General features: G+C 36.1%; 20 protein-coding genes and 1 rRNA gene. 14 read left to right on the plus strand and 7 right to left on the minus strand.

Going from position 1 to position 24,892, the window contains the following annotated elements; all coding sequences use genetic code 11:
* Window positions 1-57 precede the first annotated feature (57 nt).
* Window positions 58-216 (minus strand): small, acid-soluble spore protein K, encoded by a 159-nt coding sequence (locus AAIE21_RS22020; protein ID WP_018767248.1) that lies wholly within the window; start codon window positions 214-216, stop codon window positions 58-60.
* A 211-nt stretch (window positions 217-427) separates the two neighbouring features.
* Between AAIE21_RS22020 and AAIE21_RS22025 the strand changes: the two genes are divergently transcribed.
* Window positions 428-694 carry a YfhJ family protein gene (locus tag AAIE21_RS22025; protein ID WP_174102951.1) on the plus strand — a complete coding sequence of 89 codons (267 nt, stop codon included), beginning with the start codon at window positions 428-430 and terminating at the stop codon, window positions 692-694.
* A 28-nt stretch (window positions 695-722) separates the two neighbouring features.
* Here the strand turns inward: AAIE21_RS22025 and AAIE21_RS22030 are convergent, their stop codons facing one another.
* Window positions 723-1,703 carry a metal-dependent hydrolase gene (locus tag AAIE21_RS22030; RefSeq protein WP_343268743.1) on the minus strand — a complete coding sequence of 327 codons (981 nt, stop codon included), beginning with the start codon at window positions 1,701-1,703 and terminating at the stop codon, window positions 723-725.
* A 150-nt stretch (window positions 1,704-1,853) separates the two neighbouring features.
* On the opposite strand from AAIE21_RS22030, the gene mutY reads away from it, so the two are divergent.
* The gene (mutY, locus tag AAIE21_RS22035) at window positions 1,854-2,948 is read left to right on the plus strand and encodes an A/G-specific adenine glycosylase (RefSeq protein WP_343268744.1); all 1,095 of its coding nucleotides are present in this window, start codon (window positions 1,854-1,856) and stop codon (window positions 2,946-2,948) included.
* A gap of 114 nt (window positions 2,949-3,062) precedes the next feature.
* Window positions 3,063-8,390, plus strand: coding sequence for a lamin tail domain-containing metallophosphoesterase family protein (locus tag AAIE21_RS22040; protein ID WP_343268745.1), 5,328 nt, complete (start codon window positions 3,063-3,065; stop codon window positions 8,388-8,390).
* Window positions 8,391-8,402: 12 nt separating this feature from the next.
* Here AAIE21_RS22040 and AAIE21_RS22045 read toward each other — a convergent pair whose 3' ends face one another.
* Window positions 8,403-8,627 carry a hypothetical protein gene (locus AAIE21_RS22045; protein ID WP_174102954.1) on the minus strand — a complete coding sequence of 75 codons (225 nt, stop codon included), beginning with the start codon at window positions 8,625-8,627 and terminating at the stop codon, window positions 8,403-8,405.
* Between the two features lie 109 nt (window positions 8,628-8,736).
* Between AAIE21_RS22045 and AAIE21_RS22050 the strand changes: the two genes are divergently transcribed.
* The 4 genes from AAIE21_RS22050 to AAIE21_RS22065 all read left to right on the plus strand — a co-directional run bounded on the left by AAIE21_RS22050 (window position 8,737) and on the right by AAIE21_RS22065 (window position 12,199).
* Complete coding sequence (locus AAIE21_RS22050; protein WP_343268762.1) at window positions 8,737-9,042, plus strand: gamma-type small acid-soluble spore protein; 306 nt, start codon at window positions 8,737-8,739, stop codon at window positions 9,040-9,042.
* A 295-nt stretch (window positions 9,043-9,337) separates the two neighbouring features.
* Complete coding sequence (locus AAIE21_RS22055) at window positions 9,338-9,592, plus strand: YgaB family protein (RefSeq protein ID WP_336453334.1); 255 nt, start codon at window positions 9,338-9,340, stop codon at window positions 9,590-9,592.
* Between the two features lie 261 nt (window positions 9,593-9,853).
* Window positions 9,854-10,384: a nucleoside tri-diphosphate phosphatase gene (gene ntdP, locus AAIE21_RS22060; protein ID WP_343268746.1), complete on the plus strand. Its 531-nt coding sequence runs from the start codon at window positions 9,854-9,856 to the stop codon at window positions 10,382-10,384.
* 54 nt (window positions 10,385-10,438) lie between these two features.
* Entirely contained in the window at window positions 10,439-12,199 is a 1,761-nt protein-coding gene (locus AAIE21_RS22065; RefSeq protein WP_343268748.1) for an ABC transporter ATP-binding protein, read from the plus strand.
* A 13-nt stretch (window positions 12,200-12,212) separates the two neighbouring features.
* Here the strand turns inward: AAIE21_RS22065 and AAIE21_RS22070 are convergent, their stop codons facing one another.
* From AAIE21_RS22070 to hemL, 3 genes are all read right to left on the minus strand, one after another.
* Window positions 12,213-13,301, minus strand: a complete 1,089-nt coding sequence (locus AAIE21_RS22070) for an aromatic acid exporter family protein (protein ID WP_343268749.1) — start codon at window positions 13,299-13,301, stop codon at window positions 12,213-12,215.
* A 352-nt stretch (window positions 13,302-13,653) separates the two neighbouring features.
* On the minus strand, window positions 13,654-18,090 hold the full coding sequence (locus AAIE21_RS22075; protein WP_343268750.1) for a glutamate synthase-related protein: 4,437 nt from the start codon (window positions 18,088-18,090) through the stop codon (window positions 13,654-13,656).
* Between the two features lie 206 nt (window positions 18,091-18,296).
* Window positions 18,297-19,592, minus strand: coding sequence for a glutamate-1-semialdehyde-2,1-aminomutase (gene hemL, locus AAIE21_RS22080; protein WP_017153978.1), 1,296 nt, complete (start codon window positions 19,590-19,592; stop codon window positions 18,297-18,299).
* Between the two features lie 126 nt (window positions 19,593-19,718).
* Between hemL and AAIE21_RS22085 the strand changes: the two genes are divergently transcribed.
* From AAIE21_RS22085 to perR, 6 genes are all read left to right on the plus strand, one after another.
* Window positions 19,719-20,732, plus strand: a complete 1,014-nt coding sequence (locus AAIE21_RS22085) for an ABC transporter ATP-binding protein (protein ID WP_343268751.1) — start codon at window positions 19,719-19,721, stop codon at window positions 20,730-20,732.
* Window positions 20,725-21,516 (plus strand): ABC transporter permease, encoded by a 792-nt coding sequence (locus AAIE21_RS22090; RefSeq protein WP_343268752.1) that lies wholly within the window; start codon window positions 20,725-20,727, stop codon window positions 21,514-21,516. The genes AAIE21_RS22085 and AAIE21_RS22090 overlap by 8 nt, the downstream gene beginning before the upstream one ends.
* Window positions 21,517-21,520: 4 nt before the next feature.
* Entirely contained in the window at window positions 21,521-22,306 is a 786-nt protein-coding gene (locus AAIE21_RS22095; protein ID WP_343268753.1) for an ABC transporter permease, read from the plus strand.
* Window positions 22,307-22,382: 76 nt separating this feature from the next.
* Window positions 22,383-22,787 (plus strand): ion channel, encoded by a 405-nt coding sequence (locus AAIE21_RS22100; RefSeq protein ID WP_343268754.1) that lies wholly within the window; start codon window positions 22,383-22,385, stop codon window positions 22,785-22,787.
* A gap of 45 nt (window positions 22,788-22,832) precedes the next feature.
* Window positions 22,833-23,288: a thioredoxin-dependent thiol peroxidase gene (gene bcp, locus AAIE21_RS22105; protein ID WP_343268755.1), complete on the plus strand. Its 456-nt coding sequence runs from the start codon at window positions 22,833-22,835 to the stop codon at window positions 23,286-23,288.
* 312 nt (window positions 23,289-23,600) lie between these two features.
* Window positions 23,601-24,035 (plus strand): peroxide-responsive transcriptional repressor PerR, encoded by a 435-nt coding sequence (gene perR, locus AAIE21_RS22110; protein ID WP_343268756.1) that lies wholly within the window; start codon window positions 23,601-23,603, stop codon window positions 24,033-24,035.
* Window positions 24,036-24,102: 67 nt separating this feature from the next.
* On the opposite strand, the gene AAIE21_RS22115 is transcribed toward perR, so the two are convergent.
* Entirely contained in the window at window positions 24,103-24,459 is a 357-nt protein-coding gene (locus AAIE21_RS22115) for a YgzB family protein (protein ID WP_343268757.1), read from the minus strand.
* A gap of 346 nt (window positions 24,460-24,805) precedes the next feature.
* Here AAIE21_RS22115 and AAIE21_RS22120 point away from each other — a divergent pair.
* A 16S ribosomal RNA gene (locus AAIE21_RS22120) occupies window positions 24,806-24,892 on the plus strand; the annotation flags it as partial.

Below are 24,892 nucleotides of genomic sequence, written 5' to 3' on the forward strand. Positions count from 1 at the left end.
CTTTATCACCTCATGTAGGAAGTTAATTGTAATAACCTTTTATAATTGACTATTTGTTTACTCTTCCTGATGATTTGCGGCACGCATACGTTCCTGTGGGTGCGTATTAATTGTGCCGTTAGGTCTTTTCGAAGCGAAGCGAGCTTTTGCTTTCGTTGGACCATCGATTTTGCTGTTGTTTTTTGATTCAGACCAAAATTCGGCTTGTCTACCCAAGAAAAACGCCCCCTCATTATAAAATGATACTTACTAAGAAGTATCATTAATAGAATGTGCAAAGTAGAAGAAATTATGCTTAAAGAATAAAGTGAAACTTTCTTCATTGATGGAAAAAATAACAAATTGGTCTTTTGAAGACAGTGTATCCTGTTGTCAGCGATTAGATTGCGGGATAAAATATTTAAATCAATAAAAGGAGAAATAAATCATGAATGATAAGTATGAAATACTAACAAAAGAATTACTTGAAAAAAATAGCTTCCTGTCTTATTCTCAGGCACGTGCATGGATTGAGTTATTATGGGAGGACTTCCAAGTAACGTATGCAAAGTCTGGTCGGTATCAAGGAGAAGAAATGACGGAACAAATTGTAAGAACATGGATTAATAACCATGGTGAACGTCTTCATGAAATTCGCACGAATAATCCGAAATACAGTCATTTAATTAATCAAGACGATCATTTAAAGCATTAAGAAAAGCGACCAAAGGTGGTCGCTCTTTTTAATGGGGAATCAATTCTAATTTTTTTCGAAGTTTTTCTTCACTAAAAATCCATCCAGTATAGGAACTGATAATATTTAAATTTTGATCCAGCTGGACGATTGCAACGAATGGATAATAGTCTTTACTACGGTAGCGTAAATCGATAAAACGCACTTCATAATAGTTGTCGTAATCAAAAATATCCCAACGATACACGGGTGAAAAAGATAAAAAAGCCGAAATGTTTTCATCTTTTTGTGCGGCGGACATAATTTTATTATCTGGAAGTGGAATACGATCAAATTTATCATGCACCATAATATGGCCGCGGTGCCAACGAGCAACGTAGTATTTGTCTTTTGTAGTAATTGCCAAATGATAATGATAAAAGCGGTAGGAAGGAGAAATGATGACTTCCTCTACATTTTCAAATCGTTTGTAAACTACACTTTTGACATTTTGTCTCATTACAATTCGGCCAATATAGTAGACAAACATTAAAATATATGCAGCTAAAGCAGTATATCCTTTGTGGGAGCCGACGAGCATGCAAGCGATAGCGAGTATGTGGATAAAGAAAATAACGGCATCAAATGTATTAATTACACCTAGTGCAACCCACTTTTTTGTAAAAGGTCGTAATGCTTGCGTACCATAAGCGTTAAAAATATCGACAAACACGTGAAGAAAGACGGCAATAAATGACCAAAGTAGTAGATGAAGATAGGACGATTCTGTAAAGAAGACAAAGGCGATGCCGCTTATAAGGAAAGACCAAAGAATAACAGCAGGAATGGAATGAGTGATTCCGCGATGGTTTCGTATATATTTCGCATTATTACGTAATTTTAAGACGGTATCAATATCAGGAATATTGGAGCCGGCAATTGTTGCAAGCATAACCGCTTGTGGTCCGAAGTCACTCTGACTAATGGCTGGATCTAACGTTGCTAAACCACCTAATGTGACGCCCATAACAAGGTGAGTGGCTGTGTCCATGAAAACACACCTCCGTTTTTTTATTAATGTAACTCTTTTTATTCGATACCTCAAGGCATTTGCCTTCTATTTCCTATATCATCTTACTTAAATTTTTTCCTAAAATCTTTATAATAGTACGTATATGCAAAAAAATGAGGGGGATCAAGTTTGACACTTGAAATATTAGACGACTTTAACATAGAGAAGTTTCAACATGATTTAATTAGTTGGTTTGAAAAAGAACAACGTGACTTACCGTGGCGCAAAAATAAAGATCCGTATCGTATTTGGGTTTCTGAGATTATGTTGCAGCAAACACGAGTAGAAGCTGTAAAACCATATTACGCAAATTTTATGGGAAAGTTCCCGACGTTAGAAGCATTGGCATCGGCAGAAGATGAAGAGGTATTAAAAGCTTGGGAAGGCCTCGGTTATTATTCTAGAGCGCGAAATTTACATGCAGCAGTAAAAGAAGTAAAAGAAGTATACGGCGGGAAAGTACCAAATGATGTGAAAAAAATTGAAAAATTAAAAGGTGTCGGGCCGTATACAAAAGGTGCGATTTTAAGTATTGCATATGGAATACCAGAGCCGGCTGTAGATGGAAATGTAATGCGTGTTTTATCCCGTATATTATCGATTTGGGATGATATTGCAAAACCTAAGACGCGAAAAGTATTTGAAGAGATTGTACGTGAAATTATTTCAAAAGAAAATCCTTCCTATTTTAATCAAGGCTTAATGGAGCTAGGTGCGCTCATTTGTATTCCGAAAAATCCAGCTTGTTTACTTTGTCCAGTTCGAGAACACTGCCGTGGTTATGCAGAAGGTGTACAAAAAGAATTGCCGGTCAAAAGTAAGGCGAAAGCTCCTAAAACAGTGCCACTTGTCGCGGGTGTGCTACAAACAGAGGATGGAGATTATGTAATTAACAAAAGACCGAATACAGGATTACTTGCAAACATGTGGGAATTTCCAAACGTTGAAATAAGTGAAGGAATTCGAAATCATAAACAGCAGCTGGCTGATTATATGAAAGAAAATTTTTCTCTTTCTGTTTCAATCGATGAATATGCAATGAACGTTCAACATACATTCACCCACCGTACGTGGGATGTATTTGTATTTTATGGAAAGGTAACAAGTGTTATTAAAGAAACAGATACATTAAAAGTGGTATCGAAAGAAGACTTTGAAAGGTTGCCTTTTTCTAAATCACATCGGACGATTTATGAAGAATGTGTCAAAAAACTTCAACCTTAATGGTTGAAGTTTTTTCGACATAAACATAACAATTACTTACAAATATTTCATATTCCCTTAACAAATGACAAATACAATGAAAGTTGTAATGAAAAATTTAAAGGGGGATAGGAAATGCTTAAAAAAATAATCAGTTCAGCAGTTATAGCGACTTTCTTGCTTCAAACATTAGCTGGGCCAGCTCAGATCATTTTTGCTGAAGAAAGGGAACAAAATCAGCAAGTTCTCATTTCAGAAGTGCATTATACGGATGATTTCCGCTATATCGAATTGTATAATTCATCAGCGAAAGTTATGGACATGAGGAATGTTCAACTGAAGGTCAATGGAAAAGTGCTGAAACTTAAAGATGAAAATGAAAAACAATCTGTACAACCAAAAGAAACGAAGTTAATTGTATTTGGAGATAAAACAGTTAATGAGATTAATGAACGCTATAAGACGGGAATAAAAGAAGATCATGTATTATTTGCTGCTGAAGATTTAAGTGATGAACAAATTAAGATTGAAGTAATGAATGAGAAGAATAAAACGGTAGATGTCATTGAAACAAGAAAAGAGAATAAAGGTATGTCAATTCATTCTTTTTTGAATGAAACAAAAAAAGAGATGAAAAATGAAATACCATCGCCAGGAACTTATACTATATTCCAATCGCAGGGAAAAGAATCAGCATCTACGGAATCCACACAAAAAGAGCAAGTTCAGCCAGACTCTAAACCGCTAGAGCCGGTACCACCAAAAGCTACGCAACCAGAAACTATACAACCAAACTCCAAAGAAGTAATAGAAAAACAACCTACACCAAAAGATAATAGTCAAAAAGAAAAGCAGTTACAAGAAATCGTACATGTACCTAAATTGAAAATTAATGCACAGGAAGATTTACCGATTGAACTTCAGTTAGCCAGTGTATATGATAAGGCAAAAGTAAATCTTGTATATCGTAGTTCCTCTAATTTGTTAGTGAAAAAGCTAGAGATGAATAAAGCTGAGAATAATTTGTACTCTATTATTGTTCCAAAGTTAGATATATGGTCTGATACATTTACATATTGGTTTGAGATTGAACAGGATGGAAAAATGATCACATTTCCAGAAAAGGAACAATTTAAGAGTACTATTGGACATCAAACTGAAGATTATACAAAAAATAGGGCAGTTATGATTACAGAGCTCATGCCAGATACGATAAATATAAATGGGAAAGATGGATATGAGTTTATAGAAATATACAATAATTCAATTGAAGCAATACAGTTGAAAAATTATAAGTTTATTTATAAATATTCCGATACAGGAAGTGAAGATTGGAATATTACAGAAGAGGCGACAATTCCAGCAAAAGGAACGAGAGTGTTTTGGATTAAAAATGAGGGAAATGCGGCGTTATCAAAACAAGATTTTATTCAAGCATATGGTGGAAATATCACTGAGGAACAAGTAATTCAAATTGAAGCAGATGGAATGTCTAATAGCGTTGGAAGAACCATTCAATTTGCTGATCAGTACGGAACTGTTTTATCATCTGCAACATATGAGAAAGAAGATGTAAAGGTTGGTAAAAGTATTGCTTATGCATACAAACATGAAAGTGCTGACATGCAAAAAGTAGGTTTGTTTGAAAAAGAAACACCTGGTGTGCAAATACCATTTCAAGTACCGCTAGAGCCAGTAAAACAATCAGATCAAGTAGATGTTGCGATTGAGCATACGGCATTACCTACTCATATAGCAACAGAAGATTTAACGATTACTGCAAAGATTCAGGGCGGAGAGAATGTAGCTGTTTTGTATACCCAAGATGGCAAGATGGAACATAAAAAATTGCAGATGAACAAAGAAGGAAATAGCGATATTTATAAGGTGACCATTCCTCAAAAAGAGCTATGGGGAAATTCGTTATTTTATAAAATTGTCGTGCAAGGTAATCAAAAAACAATTGAAAAATCTTATGAAACAAAAGTAGAACATAAAAAAATAGATCCGCAAAGCTTACCACCATTTTTAATTACCGAAGTAACACCGGACACGACGAATGTTGGAAAAGCAGATGGATATGAATTTATTGAGGTGTATAATAATAGTAAGCAAGATATTAATTTTAAAGATTATACAATTCGATATCGTTACCCATCTGAAGGGCCAGAGGGAGATCTCATTTGGGGATCTACTCCAGATGGTGTTGTCATTCCATCAGGGCAGGCTCTCGTATTTTGGATTATAAATGGTGAAAACAATGAAAAAACTGTAGCTGATTTTAATAAACAATTTGGCGTGAATTTAGCAGAAAATAAAAATATTGTTAGAATATATTCAAATGGCATGGCGAATGGAAGTGCCCGTGGCATTGTCGTTGCAACAAAGACAGGGAAAGAAATTGCAGCTGCCTACTACAATGATCAAGCAAACCAAGTTGATGTGAAAGCAAATAAGGGAATTTTATATCGCTATCCTCAAGATGGTTCGCAAATTATGCAAAAGATTAGTAGTACAGAGCATAATGCATCCCCAGGAACTATATTCGAAGGGCAAGTACCGGCTGAACGAGTTGCCTTGAAAGAAGATACGATTGTACCGACGATTTCACATAAAGCGGCAGAAGGGCAAATTTCTGAATTTCAAGATCATAAATTGAGTTTTTCTGTTCTTGATAACGAACAAGTGAAAAGTGTGAAATTATATTACAAAACGAATGATAATGCAGAATATAAAGTTGAAAATTTAGTAGAAGATCGTCTAGATAAACAATACCATTATACGATTTACTCGCCTGAATTAATTGGAAAAGAAAAAATAACATATTACTTGGAAGCTTCCGATGGTTTAAATGTAGTGAAAAGTGATGTGTATTCAGTGCAAATAGATGGTGAGAAAGATAAAAGTCCTCTTCGTCTCAATGTAAAAGATGATGAGGTAGTTGCAAATCAAGTTTTGTTAAAAGGAACTTCGTCGTCGGTTGGATCTGAACAACTTTCTCTTTTAGTGGATGGACAGAAAGTAGAGACAAACACATACCGCGCTTTAGAGAAGCCAGCTTATTTTGCATTCGATGTAAAGCAAACTGATTTGTATTTTAAAAATGCGGTTACGATCGGGAAGGACGTATTGCGTGTATTTGATGATACGTATAGTGATTATGTCACATTAACTGTAAAAATTGATCAATCAAAGATTAAATATAACGAGCCATTCAAAATTGATATCAGGTCTGGCACAAAAACGTCTCCATTTGATGATCGAGTGGAAGAGAACAAAGATGATTTTTATTTGAAAAATGCCCGTCTTGTATTAGCGGATGGAACGACTTTATATGATCCGAACTTTGCAAATCCAAATCAGGAATTATCAGTTGGTGATGGAGATACATCAACACCGGTATTTTCATTTGAATTTAAAGTTCCAGAAGAGAAATTTATTTCGAATGCGTACTTATGGGATACAAAGAAAGTGAAGGACGGGAAACATCGAATTGCAGTGCAAGATGGTGTGAATAAAGAAGCTGTTGCGAATGTAAAAGTCGATAATACACCACCGCAGATTTCTACTACAGTACAAAATAAGAAATATAAAGGGAAAATTCCAATTGATGTAACAGTTACAGATGATATAGCAGGAGTAAAGAGTAAAAAAGTAATTTTGGATGGGAAAGAGATTGAAACTCCATATGAAACGTCTTCTGCGCAATTAGCAGCAGGAAAGCATGAGCTGCATATGGAGGCTGAGGATCAAGTGGGAAATCGTCAAGAGAAGACTGTGATGTTTGAAACATGGGCAGAAGATCCGACAGATCCTACCCCTATTTCTCCTAAAGATGGGGAGGGAAATGTGAGTACGAATCCAACACTTGAAGCGAAAGTAACCGATCCAACAAATGATGCAATGAAGGCGACGTTTTATAAAGGGTATGCGTATAAGCCGAATCAAACAGACCACATGAAAATTACTGAAAATATGATAGAACAGGAGCCACCACAAGGCTTTGATGTAAGTGGTGAGAAGAGTTTGAATAAGGATCAGTTAAGCAAAGTTAGTAAAAAAGATGGGAAATATTATACAACAGAATCGACAGAAAAATTTCCATACCATCGTTTTGATGTAACAGTCGCTGCTGACGTAAGAAACGATGATACGGTAGAAGTGAAATGGTACGGTCATTCTCTAGAGGGAAGAAAAGTTACGATGTATGCTTGGAACTACGCGACAAATAAGTGGACAGAGCTTGCATCGGAAATTTCTGGAAACAAAGATTTTGAATTAAAAGGTGCAGTATTAGCGAAAGAATATGTAAAAAATCAAAAAGTAAGTGTGATCGTGCAAGATCAAATTCCAAGTTCACCAAATAAGTTTGATTACACGTTTGTATGGATGTCGGATACACAGTACTACTCCGAAAGTTATCCGTATATTTATAAAAGTCAGGTTGACTGGATTGCAGCACAAAAAGACCCATTAAATATTAAATATGTATTCCATACAGGAGATCTTGTTGATAAGTCATATCAAGAATTTCAATGGCAGCGCGCAGATGAGTATATGAAAGTGCTGGAGAATGCGAAAGTACCGTATGGTGTATTGGCTGGGAATCACGATGTAAACCATAAAGATGAAGACTATACAGCATACTCGAAATATTTTGGGGACTGGCGTTTTAAAGATAAGCCATTTTACGGTGAAAGTTATAAGAACAACCGTGGACATTACGATTTGATTTCAGCAAAAGGTAACGATTTTATTATGTTGTATATGGGATGGGGCGTTACAGATGAAGATATTCAATGGATGAAGGAAATATTGAAGAAATATCCAAATCGAAAAGCGTTTCTATCATTCCATGAATATTTACTTGTATCCGGTAATCGCAGTCCAATCGGCGATAAAATTTATAATGAGGTAGTTAAGCCGAATAAAAATGTACTAGCTGTGTTGAGTGGACATTATCATGATAGTGAGACTTTAGTTGATGAAATTGATGATAATGGGGATGGAGCCCCAGATCGAAAAGTATATCAAATGCTAGCGGACTATCAAGGTGGTCCAGAAGGTGGACAAGGTTATATGCGTCTTTTACAATTTGATACAACTGCGAACAAAATGTATGTGAAAACATACTCTCCGTATTTAAATGAATATAATTTTTATAAACCAGAAGACTATCCAGGAAAAGATGAATTTGAATTAGATGTTGATTTAAAACTTGCGATAAAACAAGTTGCAACCGATAATGTAGAAGTAAATGTATATACGAATGAAGTAATTGGTAAAGATAATTTTGTAGCAAATTGGCGCAATGCAAAAGTAAAATTAGAGAATCTAAAGGAAAATACGACGTATCAATGGTATATCAAAGTTGAAGATCGATATGGTGGTCGAGTAACGTCACCGGTTTGGTCATTTACAACAGGTAAAAAAGGTTGGAGATGGAACGTGTTCCCAAATTAGGGAACACGTTTTTTAGTCATAAGAAATTTTTGTACCGTGTGTCCAATCCGCTTCGCTTTTTTGAAGGCCGCCCCGAGATTCAATTTCTTTTATAATTTCTTTATAAATCGTTTGTCCTTCTACATTCAAATAAGGCATGATTTGTTGCAAGGAATGGTGAAAATAAGCTAATTCATCTTGTTTCCAGTCTTCTTTTGAAATCATAGATAGTTCTGTCATATCGCGTCCAACATACATGCTATACACCTCCATCATACGTAGTTTGAATGAGCCTAGAGAGATATATGCGCCAATTAAAAAATAATTTTACGGATATCTTTTTGAATGGTTGGTTACATTATTGATTGTGGAGGTGAGAAAGATGAGTAAAAAACAACAAGGTTATAATAAAGCAACTTCTGGTGCTAGCATTCAAAGCACAAATGCTAACTATGGTACAGAGTTTGCAACTGAGACAAACGTACAAGCAGTAAAGCAACAAAATGCGCAATCAGCAGCGAAAAAAGCACAGGCTTCTTCTAGTGCTGGGGTTCAAAGTGCAAATGCTAGTTACGGTACAGAGTTTGCAACTGACACTGATGTGCAAGCAGTAAAACAACAAAACGCAAAATCAGCAGCGAAAAAATCGCAATCTTCTAGCACGAATCAATAACAAAGAAAAACACTTCTCGATTCAAGAGGAGTGTTTTCTTTGTTTGCAATGAAATGATCTTTTACTAGTGAAAGTCTAATGGCATTTAACTCGATTGTTTTGAGAATTTTATTGAGAGAGCCGACATAACTTCTAATAAGTCAACAAATGTAGTCAAAGGAGAAGACGATAGGAGATTAGAAAATATGTAGTAGCGATGTATCCTGTATGAATAGATGATGAGAATTTATCCCGTAAAATCCTGAGTGGTCAGGTTTGATTAAAGTTTCACTTTATTAGAAACAGGAGGTAAATGATGAATTTATTTGATAAGTTGGTAGGAGAGCAATTGCAAACAATGGATGAGTTACTGAAGTTACAAGCACATCTAGAGAAGTACCAACAAATCGAAACAAGTGAACAAGGAAAGTGCGATAAAAAAGATTTGCATTTTATTCGTCAAGAAATACACAAAACGGAACAAGCTTTGAAGCTTTTGCATGAAAAATTTGAGCAACAAACAAATGAAGTGATTCATTCTTTTGAAACGGAAAAAATAATTTCTAACTAAAGAAGTGACATGTTTTGATACTTTAGTTGGAAAAGCCCTTTCTTAATTTATGAAGAAGGGCTTTTTGTCGCGTCATGATTTGTCAATGAAGAGTAATTCATTCGTGTTTATGAAAATTGGATTGCATCGGTTTAGTTTTAAAATTTTGACAAAAAAGTTATAATAGAAAAAAAGTGAATTCGGCTCAATACGTTTTTAAAAGGAACGATACTAGTTAATGAAACTTTAGAAGAGCGTTCACAGTGAAAGAAGGGAGCACGTATGGGATTTCCCAAAGAAGGAGAAAAAGTACAAATACATAGTTATAAACATAATGGCTCCATTCATAGAATGTGGGAAGAGACTACAATTTTAAAAGGGACACAAAGTCTTGTAATTGGTGCAAATGATCGGACTGTAGTAACCGAATCAGATGGTCGGACATGGATTACGCGTGAGCCTGCAATTTGTTATTTTCATTCAAATTATTGGTTTAATGTAATCGGTATGTTAAGAGAAGAGGGAGTATACTATTATTGTAATTTAAGTTCTCCATTTGCATATGATTCTGAAGCATTAAAGTATATTGATTATGATCTGGATATTAAAGTATATCCAGATATGACATATACACTTTTAGATGAAGATGAGTATGAGAAGCATAGTCAGATGATGAAGTATCCTCCAGTGATTGATACGATACTAAAAAGAAATGTAGAGTACTTAACACAGTGGATTCATCAAAGAAAAGGGCCATTTGCGCCAGACTTTGTTGATATGTGGTATGAACGGTATTTAATGTATAGAGATTAGAACAAACCTGCAGGGATTTTCCCGGCAGGTTTGTCCTATTAGGGGGGGAATTACATGCAGGGAATAAAAAGATATTTACAATTTGTAAAACCATATCGGTGGCTAATTACAATTACAATTATTATTGGACTCATTAAGTTTGGTATTCCACTTATTATGCCGTGGTTATTAAAGTATATTATTGATGATGTTATTCAAGGCAGTGGATCTCTTCAAGAGAAAACATCACAATTGATAACGGCAATCGGTATTGCCTTTTTTATTTTTGGTGTACTGAGACCACCTGTTGAATATTATCGTCAATATTTTGCGCAGCGTATTGGTAATACGGTACTTTATGACTTGCGAAAACATATTTTTGGACATCTACAAAAGTTAAGTTTACGCTACTATTCAAATACAAAAACAGGTGAAATTATTTCGCGCGTAATCCATGATGTAGAGCAGACGAAGGATTTTGTTATTACAGGGCTTATGAACGTGTGGCTCGATACAGCTACGATTTTTATTGCAATCGTAGTTATGTTTTCTATGAATATAAAATTAACGCTGGTTGCATTGCTAATTTTGCCGATTTATGCAGTTGCAGTGAAATACTTCTTTGGGCGCCTTCGTAAATTAACGAAAGATCGTTCACAAGCATTAGCAACGATGCAAGGTTACTTACATGAGCGTATTCAAGGGATGCAAGTGACACGTAGTTTTGCATTAGAAGAGTATGAAAAGGGGCAGTTTGAAAAGAAAAACAATGAGTTTTTAACAAAAGCATTAACACATACAAGCTGGACAGCGCGAACATTTTCTACAGTCAATACATTAACGGATTTAGGGCCGTTACTTGTTATTGCGTTTGCAGCATATGAAGTGATTGAAGGTTCTTTAACGCTTGGAACGATGGTTGCTTTTGTTGGTTATATGGATAGTTTATATAGTCCGCTTCGTCGCCTTGTTAACTCTTCTACAACACTTACACAATCATTTGCATCAATGGATCGAGTGTTTGAGCTATTAGATGAGAAGTATGATATTGTAAATTCTCCAAACGCAATTTTACCAAAAAAACTTTCTGGTGAAATTGTATTTGATCAAGTTTCTTTTCGGTATAATGCGGATGAAAAAGATGTGCTACATCATCTTTCTTTCTCAATTCGACCTGGAGAAAAAGTTGCCCTCGTTGGAGCGAGTGGAGGAGGAAAGTCATCACTAGCTAGTTTAATTCCAAGGTTTTATGATGTTTTTAGCGGTGCGATTTATGTAGATGGTGTAAATGTGAGAGATTATGATGTAAGAAATTTACGTAGTCATATCGGTATTGTTTTGCAAGACAATCTGTTATTTAGTGATACGATTCAATCTAATATTTTATATGGAAACCCGAAAGCAACGAAAGAGGAAGTGATTGCAGCTGCAAAAGCAGCGCAGATTCATAATTTCATTATGCACTTGCCAGATGGCTACGATACAGTTGTTGGAGAAAGAGGCGTAAAGTTGTCGGGTGGACAAAGGCAGCGTGTAGCGATTGCACGTGTCTTCTTGAAAAATCCTTCTTTACTTATATTAGACGAAGCAACATCGGCTTTGGACTTAGAGAACGAAAGACATATTCAAGAAGCTCTTCAAACATTAGCTGCGGACCGTACAACAATAATCATTGCTCATAGATTGGCCACCATTACACATGTGGATACAATTATATATATTGAAGATGGTGAAATAAAAGAAAAGGGTTCTCATGAACAATTAATGCAAAAAAGAGGATTTTATTATAATTTATATCAAATTCAACATATAGAAGAAACAGCTCCTTTGGCTTAAAGGAGCTGTTTCTTTATTCGTCTTCTTTTTTTTCATCAATTTGTAGCTCGTCTTCTGGTTTGTGATACGTATAAAAACTATCTACGAGTAGATCTAAATGTTCAACCTCTTCACTGTAATTAATAATTGAAGAAATGAGAGGGAAGAGATGTAACCATATTTTATAGGATTCTTCATCCTCTTTATTTTGATAGTCCATAAATATATCAATTAATTCTTGTTTACCAGTTTCTACTTCATCAAGCATCTCAACAGACTGTTGTTTTTTCGCTTTGCCAATAAATTTTAATAAAACTTGTTCATGATAGTGTGTTAATGAATCTAATTCATTTTGAATGGATTCTTGAAATGGCTCAGGCATATATCGTAATTCATTTTCAGTGCGATGTAATGCTTTTAATGTACTTAATGCACGACTAGTTGTTGCTAACATTTGCCTAAATAAGACTAGCTTACGAATTTTCGCGAATTGTATTTTTTTCGTATAGCTTCTTTCTTCTTTGTACAGTAAGTAGTAATGATTTAATTTAATCATTTTTTCTTTCATGCGATCAATATCTGTTTTCAATGTTGTGAAATCAGAAGCTTGCCTGCTGTTCATACGAATCCATTTCACAATTTCTTCTGTGTTATCAACGATACGATGATATAGTTTCGTTTCGTATTTTGGCGGCATAAATATTAAATTTACAAGTGAAGCTGCGATAATTCCGGTCATAATCGTTGCAAAGCGAAGCAGAGCGAAGTCGAAGAAGTTTGCTCCTTGATACTCCATAATTGCAATAACCGTTACTAAAGCAATGGAAATTGTATTTTCTAAACGTAATCGTAGTGTAAGAGCAATAACTAATATACAAGTTAAACCAATAATAAAAGGATTGTTTCCAAAAGCAAAAGCAAATGCGATAGCAAATACTGCACCAATTACGTTTGCTTGAATTTGTTCGAGTGCGGTCAAATACGAGCGGTATACAGATGGTTGCACAGCAAAAATTGCTGAAATTCCCGCGAATACGGGGCTCGGTAGTTGTAGCAAAATACAAGCAAATAAAGCTAATGTAATGGCAATACCCGTTTTTAAAATGCGAGCACCAAGTTTCATACCCTTTTTAATATCCTTTCTCTCTTGTCATAATGAATGATACAACATGATACTATACATTCATTAGAATATGTTAGCAAGTGATATTTTAGTGGAAGTTCAAAAATTCCGATCAAGATAGCTGTCGCATGTCTTCGTTACGTCGCCAGTCCGGTACTCATGTAGTATGAACTACACTCCGTTCCTCCTGGCTTCCGTTCCTCGACCTGCTCGGCTCTCTAAATCCTTCTTTTTGAACGTGTATTTTTAGTGAAAAAACCTGCTGAATTTCAGCAGGTTTTCAAATTGTTATTATAGGTTACTATGTGATGCTCACTTCGTCAATTTTTTAGTGAATAAAAATTGGATTGTATCATTCAGTTGAAATAGATGGGTCTGCTTGTTCTTTTTTCGGAATGATTTCATAAAAGTGAAGTTGAATGTCATCCAATAACGATGTTAAGAGAGTAACTTCCTCATACTGTTCATGCTCCTTTAATACGCGAATGTAGTCTAATAATAATTCGGTAATGTCTGATTCACCATTTTTGCTAAGTGGACGTAATGTTACATTTGCTCCTTTTGCGATTCTTCTTCGCAGGGCAGATTCTGTTAAACCGAGTTCAGGTTGATGACGTAAATAAACGACACCACCAGTCATACCTGCACAAATCCATGGGCCAGGATCACCAAGAACGAGAGCGCGACCGTTTGTCATATATTCAAAAGCAAAGCCTTTAATATTTGCATGAACGCCGAGATTCCCGTGTTCTTTTTCTCGAAGTGGTTTTGTGATTTTCCCACCGATAATCATATCTGCTCCAGATAAGCGAATGCCAGCACGTGCATCGGCGTTACCTTGCACATATAAAGTTCCTTTTTGTGCGCCGTACCCAAAACCTTTTCCGACAGAACCGTTATAGTATGTTCCATCTTTTCCTTTTGCTTTTGTGATATAAATACCGCCACCGAATGATGTTTTTCCGATGCCATCTTGTGCACCGCCATTTACATGAATAAATAAGTTTTCGCTATTGTAGGCACCTAATCCATTTCCGGGAACGGAACCATTTGTATATTTTAATGTGATTGGTTCAAGCGTATTGTTGTCATATAATTTACTGCGGACTCGGTAGCATGATTCAAGACCACCCATTACGCGTTGATCTACACCAACACCAACTAGTTCTTTTGATTGGAATGAATCAGTTGTTACATAATCTTGTTGCTGCGCCGCTTCTGTTATCATATAGGACGCATTGTCTAATGTTTGTAATAAGTTGTGTAAATCTAATCGTTCTATGCCTCTCGTTTGTTCCAGCAAATCAGAACGACCAACAATTTCTTGTAAGTTCGCATAACCGAGTCCACCTGTTAATCGTTTAAGTTCTGTTCCGAAAGCGGTAAATAGGTTCAATAAACCTTCTACAGCATTTTCAAATTGACGTGGAACAAAACGACGTAGTCCGTGCTCTTTTGCCTGCGCCTCTGATTCGATTTGTGTTGCAATACCAACATGACATGTATCTAAGTGACATCCACGGCACGTTGTACAGCCAATTGCAATCATAGATAAAGTACCGAATCCAATGCGATTTGCACCAAGAAGCATAATTTTTAGCGCATCATTTACGCTACGAATCCCACCATCTGCCCAAATCTCGACGTTGTGTCTCATATTTGCTTCTAATAGAGCGTTATGAGCAGCTTTTACGCCGATTTCAACTGGAAGACCTACATGTTGCAGGGCATGAATACGTGCAGCACCTGTTCCACCATCAAAGCCGCTAATATTAATGAAGTCAGCACCAGCTTTTGCGATTCCTACAGCAATTGTTCCAATGTTAGGAACAACTGGGACTTTGACAGCGACTTTTGCAAGTTGATTGGCTGTTTTAATTTCGGTAATCATTTGTGCTAAGTCTTCAATCGAGTAAATATCATGGTTATTAGAAGGAGAAATTAAGTCCGAACCAATTGTTGCATTACGTGCCTCGGCAATTTTAGAAGTCACCTTTGATCCAGGTAAATGTCCGCCTTCACCAGGTTTTGCTCCTTGCCCAATTTTGATTTCAATTAAATTTGATGAGTTTAACAGTTCGGCATTCACTCCAAAGCGCCCTGATGCAATTTGTTGGCCACGTGTATGTGGGTATTTACCAATCATATCTTTAATCTCTCCGCCTTCGCCGTTTAAACTAATCATATTGAGGCGATCGGCGGCTTCTGCATAAGCACGAAATGCAATCTCATTTTGAGAGCCAAATGACATCGAACTAATAATAAATGGCAAGTTATGATTTTTCACACCAATTGAAACGCGCTCAGTCGGCACTGGTTGCTCTGCTTCTTTCATTTGGACAAGATGACGAATTGCAATTGGATTCTTATCTTCTACTTCAGCTAATTTCTCGCGATAATTATCGTAAGTATTCCCTTTTGCTACATCACCAATTGCTTTCCAAATACGAGGGAATACATGGAACGTTTTTCGCATTCGAACTTTTGGATTGCTGTAATCAAGTGCCCTGGATTTTGCATCTTCTGCTAAAGATTCAAGTGAAAATGCCACAGTACGTGATCCTAAAAAGTTTGTAATTTGTAGTATATTTGCAATTTCTTCGTGTAAACCAATTGAAGAAAAGAGGCGACCGTAACCACGCAGTTCATGGATACCGATAGTCGAAATGACTTTTTCAAGTCCTTTGTTTAGTGCTTTATATAAATTAGAAATTGGGATTGTTGTCCCGTCATTTACAGTTGCGAACATTAAATATGGATTAATAACATCCGCACCTAGACCATACAGTGTAACAATATCATGTAAAGAACGAAGCGCGCCGGATCTTATCACAATGGAGCATTTTCGGCGCAGTTTGTGCTCGGTTAGTTCTTGATGTATTTTGGCTGTAATTAAATGAGGATCAATCCATAAGTGTTCGTTTTGATGAGCTTTAGCATCATCAAGTAATAATAGAGAAGCACCTTTTTTAATAGCTGTTGTAGCTTCAGCACTAATTCGATTTAATGCATCATGTAAAGTTTCTGATGCTGGAAAGGTAACGGATAACTTGTAAACGGTGCTATGAATTGCGAATAAATTTATAAGTTGTTCATATGAGATGGTTTCTAAATCTTCTGAAATCGATTGGGCTAAATTACCTTCTAATACAATCGGTGACAAAAGTTCGGTAACAAAAGTTTGCTGCTGACCACTAAATAAGCTAGGGCGTTCTCCTAGTACTGTACGTGTAGAGAAATGCTCAATTTCTCGGTCGCGGTCGATTGCTGGATTTGTAACAACAGCAACACTTTCTTTTATAAAATCGGCAATGTTTCGTCTGTCTGTATCAAGTGCAGCGAGAGGGGCGTCATGGCCGAGTGAACGGATCGGTTCAACGCCTTTTGCTGCCATTTGTTCAAGAAGTTGAATATGCTCACGATCCCAGCCGAAAGCTACATACTGCTCTGTTTCAACTTGAGAGAGGTTAGATAACCCTTCGATCTTTTCTACAACTGGAGTAGATAAGTTGAGATGATAATCTGAAAAATGAATGCGTTGTTTCATTTGTTTATATACTTCTTCTTGATATGCTTCATATTCGTAGAGAACGAGGTCACCTTGTGTATTCCACTTTAAACCCACTTTTTCTCCAGGGGCAAGTGACTTTGGTTCTGCTACGTATTCAGATGGTGATACTACACCTGGTTCAGACGAAAAGATATAGGAGCTTTCTGTTTCTACTTTCCAAACTGGGCGCAAACCAAGTGAATCTACACTAAAAACAGCTTCATCTTTATGACGTGAAATAATGCCGGCTGGTCCCTGAGCGAAATGTCCCCATGCTTCACGAATATACGTATATAAATCTTGCATATGTGGCTCGTATAATTTAATCTCATTAATAATTGGCGGGAATAATACATCCATTGCTTCAAATAGACTGTAGTTGTAATGAACGAGAAGTGTTTCTAAGGTGCGGTTTAAATCTTGAGAATCACTGCCTCCAGCAGTAAGTGGTACATCGATCATTTCGGCTTGATCACGTAACTTGGAAATTGTGTTAATTTCACCATTATGTCCGAGGATACTAAATGGTTGAACGCGAAAAAAATTAGATAATGTATTTGTAGAATAGCGATTATGTCCAAGGGTCATTGTTGAAGCAATAAGTGGGTGCTGTAAATCGTCATAGTAGGCAACAAGTGTATCGCCAGCACCAAGAACTTTGTATACAACATGGTCGTGACTTAATGAAGCAACATGGATTGCTGTATTTTCTTCAATTTCAATTGTTAAAGCGAATAGTAATTGATCGATGTTTTCGGTTGGTGTTTCTGAAAGAACGGCAATTTGCCAAAATAAAGGTTCTTCTTGTTTACCAAGAGGACCAAGTGCATCGGAATTTATAACATCATCACTTTCGAAGATAACGGTGAAGTTTTTATTGTTTAATGTATTACGAATGCTGTTTTTTAAAAGATTAGGATTTTCTTTTTTATTTAGAAAAAAATGTCCAACGATAAAGTGGGGATGATCCACAATCGCTGGATTATATCCGCTATTTTTTAATTTTTCTTTCCAAAGGGCTTTCGGTAAGTCGATATGAACGCCAATACCATCGCCTTCGCCGTTAATAAAGCCAGCGCGATGGTTCATTTTTACAAGTGATTGTATACAAAGATCAATGTTTTCTTTTGTTGGCACATTCTGTTTTTCCATAACGGAAACGATTCCACACGCATCGTGTTCTGCATTTGCGTAATTTTGAAATAAAGACGGTGTCCATTTATTTGTATTGTTAGGCATCCGTCCATCCCCCCTCTGTTATAAAGTTAAGAATAATCTAATTATTGAATACGTATATTGCCTTATAGATAACAGAACAATTAATATGAATTTCAATATAAGACAGATAATTATGAATAATTATACTATTAATGTGCGATTTATGAAATAGAAAAAAGAAAAAAATAGAGGATGGTCTCTATTTTTTTCTTTTGAGTACGTATTTTTTATGCGTTTGCTAAGGCAGCGAATGCTCTACCGACAGCTTCGATTGTATATTCGATATCTTCTTTTGTATGTTCTGTTGTTAAGAACCATGCTTCATATTTAGATGGGGCTAAGTTAATTCCCTCATTAAGCATAAGCTTGAAGAATTTACCGAACATTTCTCCATCTGTATTTTGAGCAGCGTCATAATCTTCAATTGTATCTGTTGTGAAGTATACAGTTAACGCACCTTTTAGACGGTTTACTGTAATATCGATACTATGTTTTGCAGCTTGTTCTAAAATTCCTTTTTCAAGCATTGCACCAAGCTCATCTAATTTCTCGTATACGCCTTCTTGCTGAAGAACTTCTAGGCACGCAATACCTGCTGCCATAGAGGCTGGATTTCCTGCCATTGTACCAGCTTGATATGCAGGTCCAAGCGGAGCGACTTGTTCCATAATCTCTTTCTTACCACCGTATGCACCGATTGGAAGACCACCGCCAATTACTTTACCAAGCGCTGTTAAATCGGGTGTTACACCAAGTAAATCTTGAGCACCGCCGTACATAAAACGGAAAGCAGTGATTACTTCATCATAAATAACAAGTGCGCCAGCTTCGTGAACAAGCTCATTTACTTTTTCTAAGAAGCCAGGTTTTGGTTCTACAATTCCGAAGTTCCCAACGATTGGTTCTACGAGAATAGCTGCTACTTCATGTCCCCATTTATCTAGTGCCTCTTTTAATGTTTCTACATTGTTAAATGGAACGGTAATAACTTCTTGTGCGATACTTTGCGGTACACCAGCAGAATCAGGAGTACCAAGAGTAGAAGGGCCGGAACCAGCTGCTACAAGCACTAAGTCTGAATGACCGTGGTAGCATCCAGCAAATTTCATAATTTTTGTGCGACCTGTATAAGCGCGAGCCACACGAATTGTTGTCATAACGGATTCAGTACCAGAGTTTACGAAACGAACTTTATCTAAAGCAGGCATTGCTTCTTTTAACATTTTTGCGAATTTTACTTCTAGTGCTGTAGGTGTTCCGTATAAAACACCATTTTCAGCTGCTGTTTTAATTGCTTCTGTTACGTGAGGATGAGCGTGTCCTGTAATGATTGGGCCGTATGCTGCTAAATAATCGATATATTTATTACCATCTACATCCCAAAAATAAGCACCCTTTCCGCGTTCCATTGCAACAGGGGATCCACCACCAACTGCTTTGAAAGAACGAGAAGGACTGTTAACACCACCAACGATATGTTCTAACGCTTCTTTATGTAATGCTTCTGATTTTGTGAAATTCACTACAATTCATCTCCTTACAAAAATCTATGTATTATTCTAACATGTTTTTCAAAAAGACGTATTGTTTGTGATAGGAATGGCAGTTGGGTAAACTATTCGTTGTGGTATCGAGGAAGGGGGCCGATTATGAAATCGGTAATTGAAGTACAAGGATTACGGAAAGAATTTACAGCGTATTCAAGTCGCTCTGGCTTAAAAGGTGCGTTTCGCGATTTATTAAATCGTAATTATAAAATAGTACCAGCAGTAAATGATGTTTCGTTTACTGTAAAACAAGGTGAGATGGTTGGTTATATTGGTGAGAATGGTGCAGGCAAATCAACGACAATTAAAATGTTAACTGGAATTTTAACACCGACGTCTGGCCAAATCACAGTAAATGGTATGAACCCGCATAAACAGCGAGAAGAATTCGTAAAAACAATTGGTGTTGTATTTGGTCAACGTTCGCAGCTTTGGTGGGATATTGCAGTGCAAGAATCATTTCGTTTATTAAAGAAAGTGTATGGTGTATCGGATATTCAATATAAGGAACATATGGAGCATGTTATTGAAACGTTGGATATTGGACCGTTGTTAGATAAGCCGGTACGTAAATTATCGCTTGGTCAAAGAATGCGTTGTGAATTAGCAGCGGCGTTAATTCATAATCCACCACTTTTATTTTTAGACGAGCCAACCATTGGATTAGATGTTCTCGTAAAGTTAAAAATCCGTGAGTTTTTAAAGGAAATGAATGAGCGGTATAAAACAACAATTTTATTAACAACGCATGATATTACTGATATTGAAGCATTATGTGAACGCGTCATTATGTTGGATGAAGGAAATATTATGTATGACGGATCATTAGAAAAACTTCGTTCGCAGTGGGGGGCAGAAAAAGAAATACATTTTCAATTTACTGTACCAGTTTCATACCAACAATTATCAATGCTAATGCCAGACAATCATGTAGCTTGGTCACAAGGGAAAGAAGAATATACATGGATTGCGAAAATACCAAATGAAGAAGTTATGATTTCTATGCTCATTTCCAAAGTAGTTCAAGCTTTCCAAATTAAAGATTTAAAAATTAATGAAGTGTCGACAGAAGAAATTATCCGTAACATTTATGAAGAGGGTATGATTCATGGGTAAGTATATTGAAATGATTCGTGTTCGCTTTTTAATGATGCTCGCTTACCGAACAAACTACTACAGTGGAATTTTAATTTATACGATTAATATCGGGGCGTATTATTTTTTATGGCAAGCTATTTACAGTGGGAAAGAGAATATTGAAAGTTTATCGATTTCTCAAATGACAACCTACATTGCTATTGCATGGATGGCTCGTGCTTTTTATTTTAATAATATTGACAGAGAAATTGCGATGGAAATTCAAGAGGGACGTGTAGCTGTTGAGTTAATTCGTCCATATAACTACTTAGGAATGAAAGTTATGCAAGGTCTTGGAGAGGGGATTTTCCGTTTTGCATTCTTTTCTATTCCAGGCATGGTTATTGTTACGCTTCTATTCTCATTGCAAATTACAACGAATTTTCAAACATGGCTGTGGTTTTTCCTATCGTTAATATTCAGTTTTATTATTAATACACAAATTAATTTAATGACAGGCATGCTTACCTTTTTCTTATTTAATAATAGTGGAATTATGTACGCAAAACGTGTGGTTATTGATTTGTTTTCGGGTTTATTATTACCGATTAGTTTTTATCCTTTATGGGCCCAAAAGGCAATGGTATTTTTACCGTTTCAAGCAATCAGTTATATTCCAAGTATGATTTTCTCAGAAGGTATACAGGGAAGTAAGTTGTATCAGGCTTTATTATTCCAAATGATTTGGGCAGTAGTGCTTATTATTCCAATTGTGCTGATGTGGAAAACGGCGAGAAAACGCCTAATTGTACAAGGGGGATGATGAGATGCTATATATAAAACTGTTTTTGCAATATGCAAGCCAATATATAAAAACGAAACTGGAGTATCGCGGTGATTTTATCGTTGGATTATTATCTGATTTACTATTACAAGCTGTAAATTTAATTTTTATTCTTGTTGTTTTTGGACATACGCAAGCGTTAAAAGGATGGAGCCGAGAAGAAGTTATTTTTATTTATGGATTTTTCTTAGTTCCATTTGCAATCTTTTCTGCTTTCTTTAATATATGGGACTTTAATGATCGTTATATTATTAAGGGAGAAATGGACCGCGTTTTAACAAGGCCAATTCATAGTTTATTCCAAATTATATTAGAGCGAATGGAACTGGAGTCTTTAATTGGTGCAGTTACTGGGATTGTTGTAATGTGGTATGCGGCAATGCAACTTCAGTTATCCTTTTATTGGTACGATTTCTTTCTTTTCTTGTTTATGGTAGCGGGAGGAGCTCTTGTGTATGGTGGGATATTTGTGACACTTGCAAGTATCGGCTTTTGGTCAGATGCAAAAAGTTCGATTATGCCCCTCATGTATAACATAGGAAATTATGGACGATATCCAGTAAATATTTATAACCGCGTAATTCGGTTTGTTTTAACGTTTGTATTACCATTTGCATTTGTCGGTGTATATCCGGCGGCGTATTTTCTTAGAAAGACAGAGTGGAACAGTTATGCGTTTGCGACACCGATTGTTGGTGTGATTTGTTTTACAATTGCAATTACGCTTTGGAATTTTGGCGTGAAGAAATACCGCGGTGCGGGAAATTAAAAGCGGGTATACAAGTTTCATTTACTATGGGATAAATTGTTCTTTGTCCTCATACATATAGGATGAGGTGGAGGACATGTTATGGGGACTTATTTTATTAGTTGCAGCGATTGCTGTGTTAAGAAGTATTCAAATATTATGGAGCTCATACTCAGATTCGAAGCGTTTCTTTTCCTTATATAATCTAACTTCATTATTTCTAATTTATACAACAGTGCTTATCGCTTTTGGATTAAGTTATGTTGTATTAGAGGAAAGTGGATTTGCCACCTTAAGAGAAGATGGAGAAAGTTTAAATGTTCATTCTTTCCAGCTGGTAGAAGTATGCTTATATTTTAGTGCAGTTACTTTATTATCAGTTGGATATGGTGATGTAACTCCTGTTGGAATTGGGCGCTGGATTGCAATTGTTGAAGCGTTGATTGGATATACTTTGCCGTTTGCATTCGTAGTTCGGACCGTGATAGATAATGAAAAATAAAATAGCATTTGTTATAGTAGAAGGAAAAGACAAGGAGTGACAAAGATGGTTGCAGTAGGAGAAAAGGCACCGGATTTTACACTAGAAGGAAGTAGCAGAGAGCAGATTACATTATCGGATTTTTACGGGAAAAATGTAGTGTTATATTTCTATCCGAAAGACATGACACCAGGATGTACAACAGAAGCATGTGATTTCCGTGATGCATACGGGCTATTCCAAGAAAAAGATACGGTTATACTTGGAGTAAGTCCAGATCCGGCGAATAGACATTTGAAATTTATTGAAAAGCACGATTTACCATTCGTACTTTTAGTAGATGAAGATCATAAAGTGGCAGAACTATATGATGTATGGAAACTGAAAAAGAACTTTGGAAAAGAGTACATGGGGATTGAAAGATCTACGTTTCTTATTAATAAAGATGGTGAACTAGTAAAAGAGTGGCGAAAAGTAAAGGTGAAGGGACATATTGAAGACATCCTTTCGCATTTAAATTAAGGTTCTGCATGAGTAAGAACGAAAGAAATTTATTATGATGTAAGTACTATGGGGCATATGTCTATACCCTTTTGCTACTGCTTCATACATTAAAAGGGTAGGGCATACCTCCTCAGATGATAGTATTCCAAGTGCGATTATTTCGCACTTTTTTTCTATGTAAATGTATAAAGGTGGGACAAACATACATAAGAATAAGGTTAGGTGAAAAATAAACCACATAGTTATAGTAGAAATATTGACGATTGACAAGAAAAGGAGTACACTCTTTATAAGAATTATAAAATAATAATCCGTATAGAATCGGGGTGCATGACGGTGGTCAAAGAAGAATTAAAAGAAGCGCTAGAAATGCTGAAGAATACGGGTGTACGCATTACTCCACAGCGTCATGCTATTTTAGAGTACCTTGTGGAATCTATGACGCACCCAACAGCGGATGAAATTTATAAAGCGTTAGAAGGTAAGTTTCCAAATATGAGCGTTGCAACTGTCTACAATAACTTACGTGTATTTAAAGAGGTTGGGCTTGTTAAGGAACTAACTTATGGAGACGCTTCAAGTAGATTTGATTATGTTACAAGTCAGCATTACCATGTGATTTGTGAAGAATGTGGTAAGATTGTTGATTTTCCTTATGGAGGTTTGGAACAACTTGAAGATGAAGCTGCAAAAGCAACGGGCTTTGTTATTAATAGTCATCGTTTAGAGATTTATGGCGTATGTCCAGAATGTCATAAGGCGTAATATATAATAAAGAAAGAGGCTGACGGCTACGTTGACCTCTTTCTTTATTATATAAACCCATCCCATTCTATGCTTTGTAGTTCTTTTTATTATATTTTTCATCAAACTCTTTTCCTTCTAAAGTACGATCAAGCGTTAAGGGTTGATTGCAATGCATACATGCATCTACTCGGCCGAGCATCTTTGTTGGCTTATTACAGCTTGGACAAATAATCTGTACAGTCTTTGTAGATAACATACCAATCCAAAAGTAAACAAAAGTACTAGCGATAACAGCTAAGAAACCGAGCATCATAAAGGTAGTCATGACAATAATGTTTTCTCGGAAAAAGACGCCTAAGTATGCAATGAAGAGTCCGATAAATACTAAACTTAACGCAAAGGTTCGAATTTTATTGATTTTGTTCGAATATTTAATCCCCATTCCCATCACGCTCCTATAGCAACAATATAACATAAAATTTTGAATTTTTGGTTTAAAAGAGACAGGGTTTGTTAAAAAGGTGCGCTAAAAAAGAAATAAACGGGATGTGAAATTTTTTCACGAAAAGTATTGACCATGTATAACCTGCATGATATATTAATAACCGTCGCTGATGCGAAACAGCAGAAAGCGAAAAAAGAAATTAAAAAACTTAGTTGACATCGAAAAACGAAGATGTTAACATAAGGAAGTCGCCATTGAGCGACAAACGAGTTCTCTGAAAACTGAACGAAACAAACAACGTGCAACGTCAATTTTTATTTTTATGATGCTAGACAAACTAACTTTATTGGAGAGTTTGATCCTGGCTCAGGATGAACGCTGGCGGCGTGCCTAATACATGCAAGTCGAGCGAATGGATTAAGAGCTTGCT

The sequence above is a fragment of the Paenibacillus sp. 102 genome (assembly GCF_039549175.1).
GTDB lineage: Bacteria > Bacillota > Bacilli > Bacillales > Bacillaceae_G > Bacillus_A.